Below are 14,168 nucleotides of genomic sequence, written 5' to 3' on the forward strand. Positions count from 1 at the left end.
GAACTAGGATTTTGTTATTATTTTTCATATTTTAATAGATTACAAGATAAAAGACAAAAAGATGGTGATGTTAAACTAACATCACCCTTTACACCTAGTTTTTCATTCTTGGATCCATTGCATCGCGCAGCCCATCCCCCATAAGATTAAAGCCGAGTACCGTTAGCATGATTGCAAGGCCAGGGAAAAGAACCGTCCATGGTGCTTGAATGATGAACGACCTGGAATCGGCGAGCATTTTCCCCCACTCTGGTGCTGGCGGCTGTGCACCGAGACCGAGAAATCCAAGTGCTGCACACTCAATTATGGCAGTTGCAATCGCCAAGGTGCCTTGAACGATAATCGGGGCAAAGCTATTCGGAAGGACGTGGTGTAGGAGAATCCGTCCATCCCCCATTCCAATTGCCTTCGCAGCCGTTACATATTCCTCTTCTTTCACCGTTAAGACCCGTGAACGTAAAAGCCTGCCGAATATCGGGACATTGACGATGGCAATGGCAATAAGAGCGTTGCGAAGGGAGGGTCCCAAAACGGCTACGACAGCAATGGCAAGCAAGATACTTGGAAAGGCCAGAATGATGTCAAATACCCTCGATATGATCGTATCTATCCATCTGCCGTAATAACCTGCAATGATTCCCAAAAAAGACCCGACCACAACAGATCCGGCAACAGATAAGAAGCCGACCCCTATTGATATGCGCGAGCCATAAATGACCCTGCTCAAAATATCACGGCCAAATTCATCCGTTCCGAACCAATGCTCCGCAGACGGGGCTAAATGTTTATCACTTAGCTTTTGCCCATCAAATGAATAAGGTGCTATTAGGGGCGCGAAGATGGCGATTAGGATGAAAAATGAAACAATCCCCAGACCCACAATGGCTACCTTGTTTTTCCTAAAGCTTTTCCAGCCTTCCTTCCAGGGAGAGATGACTTTTTCCTCTGCCTCTTTTGGAGGAAGGATTGGCGAAGTATTCGTTGCTATTTCAGGCATGGGTTTCCCTCCCTATTTATACTTAATCCTAGGATCGATAGCTGCATACAACAAGTCCACAACTAGATTTATCATGACAAACAAAAAGGCGATGACGAGAATTCCGGACTGTATCACCGGATAATCCCGAGATAGTATTGCATCATAAATATATGTACCGATACCTGGCCACCCAAAAATGTTTTCCGTCAATATGGCGCCGCCTAAAAGTAATCCTGTTTGCAGTCCGATAACCGTCACCACTGGAATCAGGGCATTCTTAAAGGAATGCTTGTAAACAACCCAAAACATTCTCATTCCTTTAGCACGAGCCGTACGAATGAAATCCGATCTCATAACTTCCAGCATGGACGAACGTGTCATCCTTGCAATAATGGCCATCGGAATGGTCGCCAGCGCAATTCCCGGCAAAATGAGATGTTTGATCACTTCGAAAAACTGATCAACCCTGCCAGCCATGAGTGTATCTATCAAATACAGGCCGGTTATGGCCTCAACGGGATCCCTGATATTGTCCCGCCCTGTCGTCGGAAGTAGATCCCATTGAATTGAAATGATATATTGCTCCATTAATCCCAGCCAGAAAATAGGCATCGACAAACCAATCAACGCAATCACCATGGCGATATAATCAAACCATGAGTTTTGGAACCAAGCTGATATTATCCCTGCATTAACGCCTATGACCACGGCGATGATCATGGCGATCAAGGCCAGTTCTATCGTAGCCATTAGGTATGGCCCAATTTCTTCAGAAACCGGACTATTCGTTTTTAACGAAACTCCCAGGTCTCCCTTTAACAGGCCTGATAAGTAATCCCAAAATTGAATGAACCAAGGTTTATCCAGACCAAGTTCCTTTGTCATTGCAGCGACTGCCTCTTCCGTTGCTTGCTGCCCTAAAATCACCTGTGCTGGATTTCCAGGAATCGCCCGAATCATCATGAATACAATAAACGCCATTCCGAGTAACACTGGAATGAGAGATCCTAAACGTCGTACGGTATAGGAAAACAAAACAACCACCCGCCTTTTAAATAAGGGTCCTCGAAGCGCCCTCGATCATTTTGAAATGCATTCCATAACAAAACCGGGAAGCATGCAAGATTCCATACTACCCGGTTCGTACGGTTAATTTTCTAAAGAAACATTAACAAGGGATTGTGAACCAGTTGGATGTGGAACAAACCCTTTGACCGTCTTAGATCCGGCTAACTGAGGTAAAGAGTGGACAAGCGGTACCCACGGAGCTTCATCATGGATGATTTCCTGCGCTTTTCCATACAACTCATTACGCTTGGCCTCTTCTGCCGTGGACTGAGCTTCGATCAGCAGTTTATGGACTTCATCGTTTGCATAACGGGCATAGTTGTTGGAGCCGATATTATCTTTATCCAATAATGTATAAAGGAAGTTATCCGCATCCCCATTATCGCCTGTCCAGCCCATCATGAAGGATTGGGCTTCACCAGCCTGCACTTTCTCTAAATATGCAGCCCATTCGTACGAAACGATATTCGCTTCGATGCCGACTTGTTTTAGGCTTGCTTGAATGGCTTCAGCCACTTTTTGACCATCCGGCATATATGGGCGCGGTACCGGCATTGCCCAAAGGTCCATTTTAAATCCATCTTCAAGTCCAGCTTTTTTCAGCAGTTCTTTCGCTTTTTCCACATCGTAATCATAGTCTTCGACTTTATCATTGTAGCCAGAAACCGATGGCGGCATAGGATTCTTGGCAGGCTCTGCTGTACCTTCATAAAAATTATCAATGATTTCCTTTTTGTTGATCAAATGTGAGATGGCTTGACGCACTTCTTTCTTGTCGAATGGTGCTTTCTCAACATTGAAAGCAAAGTACCCGACATTCATGGATGCACGTTCGAATATTTGCAGGTTTTCATCTCCTGTAACCTTACTGATATCACTTGGGTTCAACCCGTCCATCAGGTCGATTTCACCTTTGATTACAGCATTTAAACGCGCAGAGTTATCTTTAATGACCTTAAACGTGATTCCATCAAGTTTCGGCAGTCCATCTTGCCAATAGTCATCGTTTTTCACCACTTCAATCGTATCGCCAGGCTTCCATGATTTAAATTTGAAAGGACCTGTTCCAGATGGATTTTTAGTGAAGCCGTCTCCTTCTTTTTCAATTCCAGCCGGACTGGCTATTGCAAATGTAGGCATGGCAAGGTTTTTCAGGAACGGCGCCTGCGGACGGTTCAAAGTGAATTCCACCGTGCTGGCATCGATCGCTTTTACTTCTTTGATAACATGGCCTTCATCACCTTCAAATCCTCCGAACATGGAGGCATAGTAAGCAAATTTCCCCTCATCCTTACTTTGTGCCCAACGTTGAAAGTTTTTTACGACCGCATCTGCATTGAAATCCGTACCATCATGGAACTTGATTCCGTTTTTCAATTTGAATGTGTATGTTTTTGCATCATCTGACACTTCCCATGATTCTGCAAGACCCGATTTGATTTCCGTATTATCTTCCCCATATTTCACAAGCGTTTCAAAAATCTGCTGTGTGACGATGAATGATTCCCCATCGGTCACGATGGCTGGGTCAAGGCCTACAGCATCTCCGCCTTTACCGTATATCAATACGCCGCCCTTCGCTTCACTCGATCCCCCTTTACCATCATCTTTCTCATTTGATGTAGACGAGGAGCATCCCGCAAGCGCCAGCGAAAGAGCCAGGATACCAGTCAGCAATAATGCCAATGTTTTCTTCATATTCTTCCCCCTTATTATTTGCGAATTTATGTATACGTCGTGTCAATTGTATAAATGACAAGCAACGTAGTGACCAGGTTTATGTTCATTCAGGATTGGCTTTTCCGTTTTACATTCTGCCATCGCCTTCGGACACCTCGTATGGAATGGACAGCCTCCGGGCGGTTTTGATGGGCTTGGAACATCTCCCTGCAGGATTACCCTATCCCCCTTGTATTCAACATCCGGGATCGGCACGGCTGATAATAAAGCCTGCGTATATGGGTGAAGCGGCTCTTCATAAAGTCCTTCACTTTCCGTCAATTCAACTATATGTCCAAGATACATGACACCGACACGGTCGGAGATATGCCTTACCACTCCAAGATCATGGGCAATGAACAAGTAGGTCAAATCAAAATCTTCCTGCAAATCCTGTAACAGATTCAAGACCTGGGCCTGAATCGACACATCCAGTGCAGATACCGGCTCATCGGCAATGATCAGTTTGGGGTTGACTGCAAGTGCCCTCGCGATGCCAATACGCTGCCGCTGGCCCCCGCTGAATTGGTGCGGATACCTTTTAGCATGGTAACTGCTTAAGCCAACAACCTTAAGAAGTTCCTGTACACGGGCCTTTCGCGCCCTTTTATCTTTAACCCCATGAACGATGAGCGGTTCTTCCAATATTTTTTCAATAGTATGCCTGGGATTGAGGGAAGCGAATGGGTCCTGGAAGACCATCTGCATTTCACGGCGCATCTTTCTCATTTCACCGGCAGATAAAGCCGTCAGGTCCTTTCCTTCGAAATAAACATTACCCTCACTTGGCTCAAGCAATCGAAGCAATAATCTTCCCGTCGTCGACTTTCCGCAACCGCTTTCACCGACAAGTCCTAAGGTTTCCCCTTTATAAATGGAAAAAGATAAACCATCAACTGCCTTGACCTCGCCAATGGTCTTTCCCAGAACCCCTCCTTTAATCGGAAAATGCTTCTTTAGGTTTTCTACCTTAACCAATGTTTGACTCATGCAAGGCAGCTCCTTTCCCATCTTCATAAAGCCAGCAACGAACATGCTGACCCTCATCGAATTTCAAAAGAGACGGGGTCTCATTTATACATTGCTCCATGGCATGGGAGCACCGAGGGGCAAACTGGCACCCGAGGTTGCTTGTCCCAGGTTTTGGCACATTACCCGGTATCGAGTAAAGGCGCTCTTTCTTTATTCGCATATCCGGAATCGACTGAAGTAAACCGACCGTATAAGGGTGCTTAGGATTTTGGAAAATCGTTTGCACATTTCCTTCCTCTATTACCTTGCCGGCATACATAACAATGACACGTTCACACATTTGCGCCACTACTCCAAGATCATGTGTAATCATCATGATTGCCGTGTCTGTTTCTTTATTTAAATTCTTCATTAATTCCAGGATTTGTGCCTGGATCGTCACATCCAAAGCCGTTGTCGGTTCATCGGCTATAAGGAGTTTCGGCTCACAAATCATGGCCATTGCTATCATGACCCTTTGTCTCATTCCACCGGAAAGCTGATGCGGATATTCATTGAGCAATTCCTCGGCACGGCCAAGCCCAACCAGCTTCAACATTTCCACCGCTCTTTGGCGGGCCTGTTTTTTGTTCCACTTTTTATGTATCCGAAGCGTCTCCACCAACTGCTCGCCAATAGTGAACACAGGATTCAAGCTTGTCATCGGTTCCTGAAATATCATCGCTATATCATTTCCGCGAATTTTTCTCATTTTCGCTTCAGAGGCATTTGCGATGTTCTCCCCTTTAAAAAGGATTTCTCCCTCCACCTTACCAGCAGGTGAAGAAACCAGACCCATGATGGACAAAGAAGTTACGCTTTTTCCGCATCCCGATTCTCCTACAATCCCTAAAACCTCACCAGGATTGACATGAAAATCGATTGAATTCACGACAGGAATCACCCCATCGTCAGTACGAAAACTGGTTCGCAGCCCATTCACCTTAATAATTGGTTCGTCCATCAAATCACTTCCTATATATAACTTTTTTTCCATTTATATTATTGGGTTTATTATTGCATCAAAATTAAGATATTACAATATATTTTCTAAAAATTCTAATTTAACAGAATTATTTTTTATTTTTTTCTATTCACACACTTTTTGGCACAAAAAAAAGACTGCAAATTTGCAGTCATTACAAAAGGGGAAACAGATAAATCGATTTTATTAAGGGTAAATCGGGGTTTCCAGCGAGGAAGAAGCTATATTAGCTTTGGGGAATGAATGGATGAAAATGAATTCTATATACTACTGTCATGTTTTACTAATTAGTGCTGAAATTCTGTTCACTTATTTTTCATTATGGTCATATAAATACTTTTTTTGTTTCCAATGTAGTAAGCATCAAATTGAGCAATCCTAATATTGACGGAATGATCACTAATGGTTTTTCCGCTACTACTTTTTCTTAATAACAACCATGCTTCTGTCCTGAGGCGAGCCATCATGCCCGACTCTACGTAAAACTATAAACCAATATGTTCAAAATCCTTCGGCTTGACATCATTTTGTTTAGACCCAATGAATTGAACCCTCTCGGCGACCACTTCAGTTACATATACATATTTACCCTCCTGATTTTCGTATCTCCTTGTTTGTATCCTGCCAGTTATGCCAATTATGGCACCTTTTTTACAATACTGAGCAGTATTTTCAGCCGACTTTTTCCATATGATACACTGTACAAAGTCTGCCTCATAGTTACCGACAGTATTACGAAAGTTCCGGTTTACCGCTAACGTGATATTGGAAACAGCCTTGCCATCGGGTGTGTATCTTAATTCGGGATCCTTCGTAAGCCTGCCGACGAGGGTAACTTGGTTAATCATATTTTCACTCCTTCCTCTTTAATATGCTTTAATCATACTCCTTCTTCCTTCGATTAAAAAATGGAGGAAATGGTCTGATTACACCAATTTTCTTCATAAAAAACCGTTTGAATCGATGCAAAATCATTTTTTATTGGTTAAAATCAGTTGAAAAGCGAAAAGTTAACAAAATTAAATATTTTGCAAATTTTTATTCTATCCTTCATAATTTAGACAAATGTTGGGTATTCATTTCATTAAGGGACTTTTTTTTAGTATGATATAATTACCTTTAAAAGGATTAATCGATATGTACCATTTCAAAATTTACGTTTAAGAGAGGTAATTACCGCTCTTTCTTGCAAGAAACGGAGGAATTAGATGAAATCATTTAAATTAATCTCGTTGCAAATTGTAACTGAAAATTTTAACTTGATTGATATTGCATTAACAGATGGATTGATTATAAATAAAGAAAACGATGCTAGATCATGGTTACTGGAAGCCTTTGTGGAAGAAAATCAGTTCAAAGAGCTTGAACCTTCACTTCCCGATATAGACGGAGAGGTGTATATCCAGGCCATCATTACCAACAAGGATAATGAACCGGCTTTGTTTCACACTGTACTACGCACAATAAGAAAGGTAGGCAGCCATTATAGCCTTCTATTCGTTGGTCACATCCAAAAAACACGGAGCAAATATGCAGAACTCCTTCTTGAAGATTTGGTCCAAAAAGGTCTCGTCGGCGATGAATTAATAAAAGAATTCAAGCAAAAAATCCGCTCAAAGCCTAAATTAGCAACCAATAAATAAAAAACCCTTCCCTTAATTCCCATCCCCTAATCGAATGCACATAAAAAAGACTGACTTAGATGAAGAAGGATATCGATCCCCTTCTTACCTAAGCCAGTCTTTGTCATTCTGTGCTAATTACTTATTGTTGTCGCCATTTTTATCAGCGTCTTCAATCAAGTCATCGGCATCATTATCGACGTTATTATCGTCGTTTTCAAGCAATCCATCATCATTACCGTTCATGCCGTTATCATCCGTGCCGTTGTTATCATTTGTACCGTTGTTATCATTTCCACCATTGTTATCATCTTCCATGATGTTGTTATCTTCTTCTGGTGCGGGATTGTTGTTGTCATTATTATCCGTTCCACATCCAGCAAGGAACATAATAGATAATAAAGATCCCCCAATTAGTGCAAAAATTTTCTTCATCATTTTTGGCAACCTCCCTTCTTTCTTTATCATTAGCTATTTTGCCCGAATGTGAAAATAACTTGCGTCCTATTTTAAATTTAAAAAGAAAATCCGCTTGGAATTTAATCAATAAAAAATGCCGGACATAAAAATGTCCGGCATTCAAAGGGAGAATAGATAGTTCGTAAAACCGCTTGCTTTAAAAAAGCAATGCAGTGCTATTTATATACACCGCTTCACGACTTCTTAAACCATTTTTTTGAAAAATACAGTTAAATTAGTCCATTTCCCTTACGAAAATGAATGAATTTCTTATTTGTCACCAAAAGCAAACATGATATCGGCTTCACATGCTGTTTCTCCATCAACCGTTGCCACTGCTTTCCCTTTACCCATTGACCCTCTCATACGTACTATTTCCACTTCCAGACGCAGCTGATCACCTGGTTTTACTTGCTTTTTAAAACGGCAATTATCAATCCCAGCAAAAAATGCAAGCCGTCCTTTGTATTCTTCCTGTTTCAAGACGGCTACAGCGCCAACTTGCGCTAATGCCTCTACAATTAAAACACCAGGCATAACTGGATAATCGGGGAAATGGCCATTAAAGAATTCTTCATTTGCTGAGACATTCTTCAATCCAACCGCTCTTTTCCCTTCATCTATTTCAATGATCCTGTCGACTAATAAGAATGGGTAACGATGCGGAATAATTTCCTTTATTTGTGTGATATCAAGCATACTTGTTCCTCCTATGACTTAAATATTTCAAACATAACGTAAACTCGCCCCTGTCATGATGACAGAGGCGTAGTTGCCATGTAATATAAATCCGCTAACGACAGCAACTACTTCAAAAAAACATGGAACTACGCGCCCTTGTTCACTATATCAATAATATGGGTCCATGTGGATTTTTGGAAAACATCCATTGCATGTCCTCCACCAATCACACTGTATCCTAATAGTGCCCCGGATAATACAGCAATGAAAATCAATCCGATAACAATGAGTAAACGAAGCCAAATCGGCAAAAGACGGACCTTGATTCTACGATTCGGTTTCGCCTCAACTTCCTTTATCTCTTCTTCAATTTGTTGTCTCATTACACGATTTTGTTCCATATAGAATGTGAAAGCTCCTTTTAAGAAAACTCGCCGGCTGATTTTCCCTATAAACCAGAAATTCAGCAGCTATGCAAAATGATCGGCACGAACGATTCCCTTTGTTATGAATTCATTATAACCGATTTGCTCTAATTCCGCAGGGAGACATTTTATTTACCAGATACCTTAACGGATTCCATTGACTAATCCGCTCATTTGATCGGCCATCGTTACCGCCCGGGACTGAAATTGGTAAGACCGCTGAACATTGATTAGATCCGTCATTTCTTTGGAAAGATCGACATTTGAGGACTCCAGAGTGCCTTGACGGACTGCTGCCTGGTTGCGGGAATCCCCTGTTAGTGCGGTCATGATATCTTCTTCAGTAACACCCAAGGCATTGAAGTTTTTGGGCAGGCCAAGTAAATTTCCGCCTAGCCGGTCAAGAAATTGCGGTTTCTTTACCGAAACGATCCCGAGCCCAAAACTCTTTTCACCATATTCTTCCGTATCCACTATCAATAAGCCATTTTCCGAAATCTTAATGTCTTTAATATTTCCCTCTATGAGGATCGGTTCACCATTTTCATCAAGGACTTTATGTCCAGCAGAGGTAACGAGCATCATTTGGTCGTTAGCATTAGGAGATAAATAAAAGGCCCCATCCCTTGTAAGCCTTGTATTGATCCCATTGCCGTCCTGAACGCTTACGGTGAAGAATTGGTCCTCCCGGGTGAATGCAGCATCAAGATTGCGGTCCGTCGTCTTTAAGGCTCCCTGTGAAAGCGCCAATTGAGATTGGCTTATCATGGCACCTGTTCCCTGACGGATGCCAGGTGTGGTCAACCTTCCTTTTTCCTTGGTCTCACTCGGTTGATTATTGAAACTCTGTGTCAATAAGTCATTGAAACTCGTTTGGGTCTTTTTGTAGGCAGTCGTGTCCACATTCGCGATATTATTACTTATTTGATCGATTTTACTTTGAAGTTGGTTCAGCGTATTCGTCGCCGTCATCATCGTCCGATTCATGGTTTTTCCCCTTACATGTTCAAATTTCCAAGATCATTTTTCCCTACTGTTCAATTAAAGCCTGCCAACCTCATTGACTGCTTTATCCAAACTTTTATCATAGGCTTGAAGAACCTTCTGACTCGCTTCAAAAGAGCGGTATGCCGACATCATTTCTGTCATCGTCCTCGATTGGTCAACATTGGAGCCTTCAAGAAAGCCTTGCTTAGTAGAAAAACCGACATCTGCAGCCGCGTATGCGCTAGGTAAACCCCCATCATTCACAGCCTTATATAGGCCTTCCCCATCCTTCATGAGCTGTAATGACGGATCATCCGAATAACCGATGCCCATACGTGCGGTTTGAACATTTCCTTCTAAAATAACACCGTTTTCCGCTACTGTGAACTGATCGCTATCAAGCTTGATCTTTTCATTATTTTCGTTCAATACATAATGACCCGAAGGCGTGGTCAGATAACCTTGCCCATCCAGGGTGAAACTGCCGTTACGCGTATAACGGATAGCACCATCACCATCCTGGACAGTAAAAAACACCGATCCTTGCCGACCCGTTTCTTCATTGACCGGAAGATTTTCATCAACCAAGGAAATATCCGTATTAAGCTGAGTTTCCTCCAATGTACCCTGGGTAAATAAAGGATTCGCCTCCTGTACGTAAACACCCGTACTGAGCCCTCCAACCTGGGATACGTTAAACATGCTCAATTTGTTCTCCGTAGGAACCGTTTTACCGCCCATGTTGCTTATGAGCATTTCCGGAAAAGACCTTACACTCATTTGATCCGCTTTATACCCTGTTGTATTCGCATTGGACATATTGTTTGTGAGCAATTCTGTGCGCCTTTGCTGTGTAAGCATTCCGGAAGCAGCCGTATAAAAACCTCTTAACATCTTCTTCACTCCTCAATCTACATAACTTATCCCGTTCAATTTCCCATATCTATCTTATCGGACATGAACATCAGTATCTTAAGGAAAAGGAAAAGCATTAGGCAGAAGAATTTGTCTGTATCGTAGGCTAGGTCAGATTTAAAGGAATGGTGTTAAATTTTCGACTATAAGAAGAGGGCCTATGCTCATCAGTACTAGAACTGCACGCACTTTCACTATGCCTCACGTTTGTCTGAACCTTAGACCCCTATCTTATGATGCGGATTTCCAGCCGCTTTTTAGTTGAATTTGTGCCGTGGCAATTTATCCATATTATCAAGCATGATGCCTGTTCCGATTGCTACACAATCCATTGGCTGCTCGGCAACGAGTACTGGGACCTTAAGTTCTTCAGCAAGGAGTAAATCAATCCCGTGAAGCAATGCTCCCCCACCTGTTAAAATGACGCCGCGGTCGATGATATCAGCAGAAAGTTCTGGGGGCGTCCGCTCAAGTACGCTTTTTGCAGCTTGTACAATGATGGAAACCTGCTCGCGAAGAGCCTCCTCAATTTCTTCGGAATTGACCGAAATGGTTCTAGGCAAGCCCGATACCATATCGCGCCCACGGATATCGATGACTTCATTACGCGATCCAGGGAAGACGGTTGCAACCTGGATTTTAATGTTTTCCGCAGTACGTTCACCAATCAGGAGCTTATACTTCCGCTTGATATAATGTAAAATTTCATTATCGAATTTGTCACCGGCCATTTTGATAGAAGAAGATGTAACGATATCCCCCATTGAAAGAACGGCAATATCCGTTGTACCCCCGCCAATGTCTACGACCATATTGCCGCTTGGTTGAAAAATATCCATGCCGGCACCGATTGCAGCAACTTTTGGTTCTTCTTCAAGAAATACTTTTTTCCCGCCGCTTTTTTCAGCAGCTTCTTTAATCGCCTTTTGTTCGACACTTGTTATATTGGTCGGGCAGCAGATTAAAATTCTAGGCTTTGAAAGGAAACCTTTCACATTCAATGTATTGATAAAATGCTTAAGCATCGATTCCGTTACATCAAAATCCGCAATGACACCGTCTTTTAAAGGACGGATTGCGATGATGTTTCCTGGAGTACGGCCTACCATTTTACGAGCTTCCTCCCCGACGGCAAGAACACGGTTCGTATTCTTATCAATCGCAACTACCGAAGGCTCATTTAACACAATTCCTTTACCTTTGACATGTATAAGAACATTGGCTGTTCCAAGATCTATCCCAATATCTCTAGCAAACATTTCTTAAATCCTCCTTGAATATCCTCACATATAACCTACTTCTGTCCTAATTGTTTATTTTACCATATTGCATTGACACAAGTAAGTATGAATTATAAATAAACGCTAATACAGACTATTATTTCCTATTTTGCCAATATGTAATAAAATTAAGTGCTATATGCACTACACTTCCTCATTTTCCCATAAAAAAAATCCCGGCATGGAACCGCAATCAAGGTTAAAAAAAAGCTGACACTCACTTTCATGTCCCCTTATTCATTCCCCGATTGCCCGATTCACTTCCAATTGCCGGTATGATCCAAGTATCATTTAACGATTTCTTCTTCTCTTTCAGAACGTTTATATTTTAATTTTGTCGCTTCTCCACCTCTAAGGTGACGAATGGATTTATGATAATCCAATATATCCTTCACTTCGTTAGCCAAATCAGGATTAATTTCTGGCAGCCTCTCAGTTAAGTCTTTATGCACTGTGCTTTTAGAGACTCCGAACTCTTTTGCAATGACGCGGACTGTTTTTCTAGTTTCCACGATATACTTTCCTATCTTGATAGTTCTTTCTTTGATGTAATCGTGCACACCACTCGACCTCCCCAAATTGGATGTGAGAAGTGTGAAATGAGATTCGTATTTTTCGAATCGAATACCGCTGCCCTATAAACAATGAAAGATAGAATTATTCACCTATTAGATAATTTGTAATAAACGATTCCTCACCTCAAACACTCTCTTTGCATGGTTTATAACATCTTATTAGCTTGGTTAAGAATATATGCCTAATGGGACAGGAGGTTTGGGTTTATTTCTGATTTTCATCTGTTTCTTTTCCTTAAGATCAAATTATTTCCCAAGAAATTTGTCAGAAATTCGAAGGTTTCAGCATATTGTCCAATATTTCCTCGAAAGAAAAAAAAGAAAGCCGTTCAAAGTGAACGGCTTCCTTTTACCAAATTTTCAGTTGTTGTCATTCGTAACGCTCTAGGTTTTTGTTTTGATTTTATTAAAAATCTTAATCTTAATTAGATTGATTTAACGAATCTTTTAAGGAATCGCTTTCTTCAGTTGTATCTTCACCAGGGACAGAGCCTTCCTCATCAGTGCCATTCTCTAAATCAGTGCCCTCGTCAGTTTCGTCAACTGCAGGCGCTTCTTCCGTGCCAGTTTCAGATTCTTCGACTGCTGGTGTTTCTTCTTTATCAGCTTCAGATCCTTCGACTGCAGGCGTTTCTTCTTTATTAGCTGAATCTTCAAGTTCGCTGCCTTCGGCTTCAGTTGCCGATTGGATCGCAGAAGCTTGTTTATCAACAAAATCAAGTGGGTTTAACGCAATGTTATCTTTTCTGATTTCGAAGTGGACATGTACGCCAGCCTCTTCATTGATTTGGCTTTTTCCAGCTGTAGCAATTGCTTGTCCTTGTTTCACTTTGTCACCGACTGCAACCTTAATGTCTTTAACAGATTGATAACGAGTAACGACGCCATCTTCATGCTCAACTTCAACTAAATTTCCGAGTAACGCATCATCTTGAACTTTCGTTACATTTCCACTTAAGGAAGCTTTTACATCGAAAGACTTTCCATCTTCCATTGCAATGTCTATACCTTTATTTTGCTCATATCTATTGTTGTAGAAAACCAATGCTTCTTCTTGTGCCTTTTCATCCGCATTCACATCATAAAACTGTTTCTTGATAACCGTTTTGTCTGCATCGGCTACAGGCATCTTGATTGTCTCAAGATTACTATTAACCTCTACAGAAGGCTGATCATAGTTTTTTCCTGTTTCAGCTGATTCCTCTTTGCCATCTTTAGCTGAATCATCAAAACTATTTTGTAATAAGAAGGCCGCGGCTAAGATTATGGCTGCACTTGCGATATAGATTGCTGATAATGCCCAACGTTGTTTTAGTATACGTCGGATTGTGGAAGTTGGTTTCTTTTCTTCCTCTCTCATATTAATCACCTCAGCAATCATTCTGAACATTTTGTTAAGATTATATACATTCGGGAAAAAATTTTTTTAGATTTATTTTGTGGAAATGAAACCGATTTTATT

General features: G+C 41.6%; 15 protein-coding genes. 1 reads left to right on the forward strand and 14 read right to left on the reverse strand.

Annotation, left to right across the window (positions count from 1 at the left end):
• Window positions 1-94: 94 nt before the first annotated feature.
• From J7E52_RS06135 to ssb, 6 genes are all read right to left on the reverse strand, one after another.
• Window positions 95-997: an ABC transporter permease gene (locus J7E52_RS06135; protein WP_214744166.1), complete on the reverse strand. Its 903-nt coding sequence runs from the start codon at window positions 995-997 to the stop codon at window positions 95-97.
• 12 nt (window positions 998-1,009) lie between these two features.
• Entirely contained in the window at window positions 1,010-2,014 is a 1,005-nt protein-coding gene (locus J7E52_RS06140) for an ABC transporter permease (protein ID WP_214744167.1), read from the reverse strand.
• Between the two features lie 114 nt (window positions 2,015-2,128).
• The gene (locus J7E52_RS06145; RefSeq protein WP_214744169.1) at window positions 2,129-3,745 is read right to left on the reverse strand and encodes an ABC transporter substrate-binding protein; all 1,617 of its coding nucleotides are present in this window, start codon (window positions 3,743-3,745) and stop codon (window positions 2,129-2,131) included.
• 42 nt (window positions 3,746-3,787) lie between these two features.
• The gene (locus tag J7E52_RS06150) at window positions 3,788-4,756 is read right to left on the reverse strand and encodes an ABC transporter ATP-binding protein (protein ID WP_214744171.1); all 969 of its coding nucleotides are present in this window, start codon (window positions 4,754-4,756) and stop codon (window positions 3,788-3,790) included.
• Complete coding sequence (locus J7E52_RS06155) at window positions 4,737-5,741, reverse strand: ABC transporter ATP-binding protein (RefSeq protein ID WP_214744173.1); 1,005 nt, start codon at window positions 5,739-5,741, stop codon at window positions 4,737-4,739. Before J7E52_RS06155 ends, J7E52_RS06150 begins: the two co-directional genes overlap by 20 nt.
• A 506-nt stretch (window positions 5,742-6,247) precedes the next feature.
• Window positions 6,248-6,610, reverse strand: coding sequence for a single-stranded DNA-binding protein (gene ssb, locus J7E52_RS06160; RefSeq protein WP_214744175.1), 363 nt, complete (start codon window positions 6,608-6,610; stop codon window positions 6,248-6,250).
• A gap of 360 nt (window positions 6,611-6,970) precedes the next feature.
• Here ssb and J7E52_RS06165 point away from each other — a divergent pair, with 360 nt between their 5' ends.
• Window positions 6,971-7,405 carry a YwpF-like family protein gene (locus J7E52_RS06165; protein WP_214744177.1) on the forward strand — a complete coding sequence of 145 codons (435 nt, stop codon included), beginning with the start codon at window positions 6,971-6,973 and terminating at the stop codon, window positions 7,403-7,405.
• A 117-nt stretch (window positions 7,406-7,522) separates the two neighbouring features.
• Here J7E52_RS06165 and J7E52_RS06170 read toward each other — a convergent pair whose 3' ends face one another.
• From J7E52_RS06170 to spoIIQ, 8 genes are all read right to left on the reverse strand, one after another.
• Window positions 7,523-7,822 carry a hypothetical protein gene (locus J7E52_RS06170; RefSeq protein WP_214744179.1) on the reverse strand — a complete coding sequence of 100 codons (300 nt, stop codon included), beginning with the start codon at window positions 7,820-7,822 and terminating at the stop codon, window positions 7,523-7,525.
• A gap of 291 nt (window positions 7,823-8,113) precedes the next feature.
• Window positions 8,114-8,542: a 3-hydroxyacyl-ACP dehydratase FabZ gene (fabZ, locus tag J7E52_RS06175; protein ID WP_034315755.1), complete on the reverse strand. Its 429-nt coding sequence runs from the start codon at window positions 8,540-8,542 to the stop codon at window positions 8,114-8,116.
• Between the two features lie 128 nt (window positions 8,543-8,670).
• Window positions 8,671-8,925, reverse strand: coding sequence for a DNA-directed RNA polymerase subunit beta (locus J7E52_RS06180; RefSeq protein WP_137016469.1), 255 nt, complete (start codon window positions 8,923-8,925; stop codon window positions 8,671-8,673).
• Between the two features lie 168 nt (window positions 8,926-9,093).
• Window positions 9,094-9,936 (reverse strand): flagellar hook-basal body protein, encoded by an 843-nt coding sequence (locus J7E52_RS06185; RefSeq protein ID WP_214744181.1) that lies wholly within the window; start codon window positions 9,934-9,936, stop codon window positions 9,094-9,096.
• Window positions 9,937-9,990: 54 nt separating this feature from the next.
• Entirely contained in the window at window positions 9,991-10,830 is an 840-nt protein-coding gene (locus J7E52_RS06190) for a flagellar hook-basal body protein (protein ID WP_214744183.1), read from the reverse strand.
• 278 nt (window positions 10,831-11,108) lie between these two features.
• Complete coding sequence (gene mreB, locus J7E52_RS06195) at window positions 11,109-12,110, reverse strand: rod shape-determining protein (RefSeq protein ID WP_214744185.1); 1,002 nt, start codon at window positions 12,108-12,110, stop codon at window positions 11,109-11,111.
• A 308-nt stretch (window positions 12,111-12,418) separates the two neighbouring features.
• Window positions 12,419-12,691, reverse strand: a complete 273-nt coding sequence (spoIIID, locus tag J7E52_RS06200; RefSeq protein ID WP_034315767.1) for a sporulation transcriptional regulator SpoIIID — start codon at window positions 12,689-12,691, stop codon at window positions 12,419-12,421.
• A gap of 436 nt (window positions 12,692-13,127) precedes the next feature.
• Window positions 13,128-14,066: a stage II sporulation protein SpoIIQ gene (gene spoIIQ / locus J7E52_RS06205; protein ID WP_214744187.1), complete on the reverse strand. Its 939-nt coding sequence runs from the start codon at window positions 14,064-14,066 to the stop codon at window positions 13,128-13,130.
• Window positions 14,067-14,168 lie beyond the last annotated feature (102 nt).

The organism is Bacillus sp. ISL-34 (assembly GCF_018613325.1).
In the GTDB taxonomy this organism is placed as follows: domain Bacteria; phylum Bacillota; class Bacilli; order Bacillales; family DSM-1321; genus Peribacillus.

What these genes read in the sequence shown, in the direction of transcription:
- ssb (WP_214744175.1), bottom strand. Translation starts at nt 6,610, where the DNA reads ATGATTAACCAAGTTACCCTCGTCGGCAGGCTTACGAAGGATCCCGAA.
- fabZ (WP_034315755.1), bottom strand. Translation starts at nt 8,542, where the DNA reads ATGCTTGATATCACACAAATAAAGGAAATTATTCCGCATCGTTACCCA.
- J7E52_RS06145 (WP_214744169.1), bottom strand. Translation starts at nt 3,745, where the DNA reads ATGAAGAAAACATTGGCATTATTGCTGACTGGTATCCTGGCTCTTTCG.
- J7E52_RS06135 (WP_214744166.1), bottom strand. Translation starts at nt 997, where the DNA reads ATGCCTGAAATAGCAACGAATACTTCGCCAATCCTTCCTCCAAAAGAG.
- J7E52_RS06180 (WP_137016469.1), bottom strand. Translation starts at nt 8,925, where the DNA reads ATGGAACAAAATCGTGTAATGAGACAACAAATTGAAGAAGAGATAAAG.
- spoIIQ (WP_214744187.1), bottom strand. Translation starts at nt 14,066, where the DNA reads ATGAGAGAGGAAGAAAAGAAACCAACTTCCACAATCCGACGTATACTA.
- J7E52_RS06155 (WP_214744173.1), bottom strand. Translation starts at nt 5,741, where the DNA reads ATGGACGAACCAATTATTAAGGTGAATGGGCTGCGAACCAGTTTTCGT.
- J7E52_RS06165 (WP_214744177.1), top strand. Translation starts at nt 6,971, where the DNA reads ATGAAATCATTTAAATTAATCTCGTTGCAAATTGTAACTGAAAATTTT.
- J7E52_RS06185 (WP_214744181.1), bottom strand. Translation starts at nt 9,936, where the DNA reads ATGAATCGGACGATGATGACGGCGACGAATACGCTGAACCAACTTCAA.
- J7E52_RS06150 (WP_214744171.1), bottom strand. Translation starts at nt 4,756, where the DNA reads ATGAGTCAAACATTGGTTAAGGTAGAAAACCTAAAGAAGCATTTTCCG.
- J7E52_RS06170 (WP_214744179.1), bottom strand. Translation starts at nt 7,822, where the DNA reads ATGATGAAGAAAATTTTTGCACTAATTGGGGGATCTTTATTATCTATT.
- mreB (WP_214744185.1), bottom strand. Translation starts at nt 12,110, where the DNA reads ATGTTTGCTAGAGATATTGGGATAGATCTTGGAACAGCCAATGTTCTT.
- J7E52_RS06190 (WP_214744183.1), bottom strand. Translation starts at nt 10,830, where the DNA reads ATGTTAAGAGGTTTTTATACGGCTGCTTCCGGAATGCTTACACAGCAA.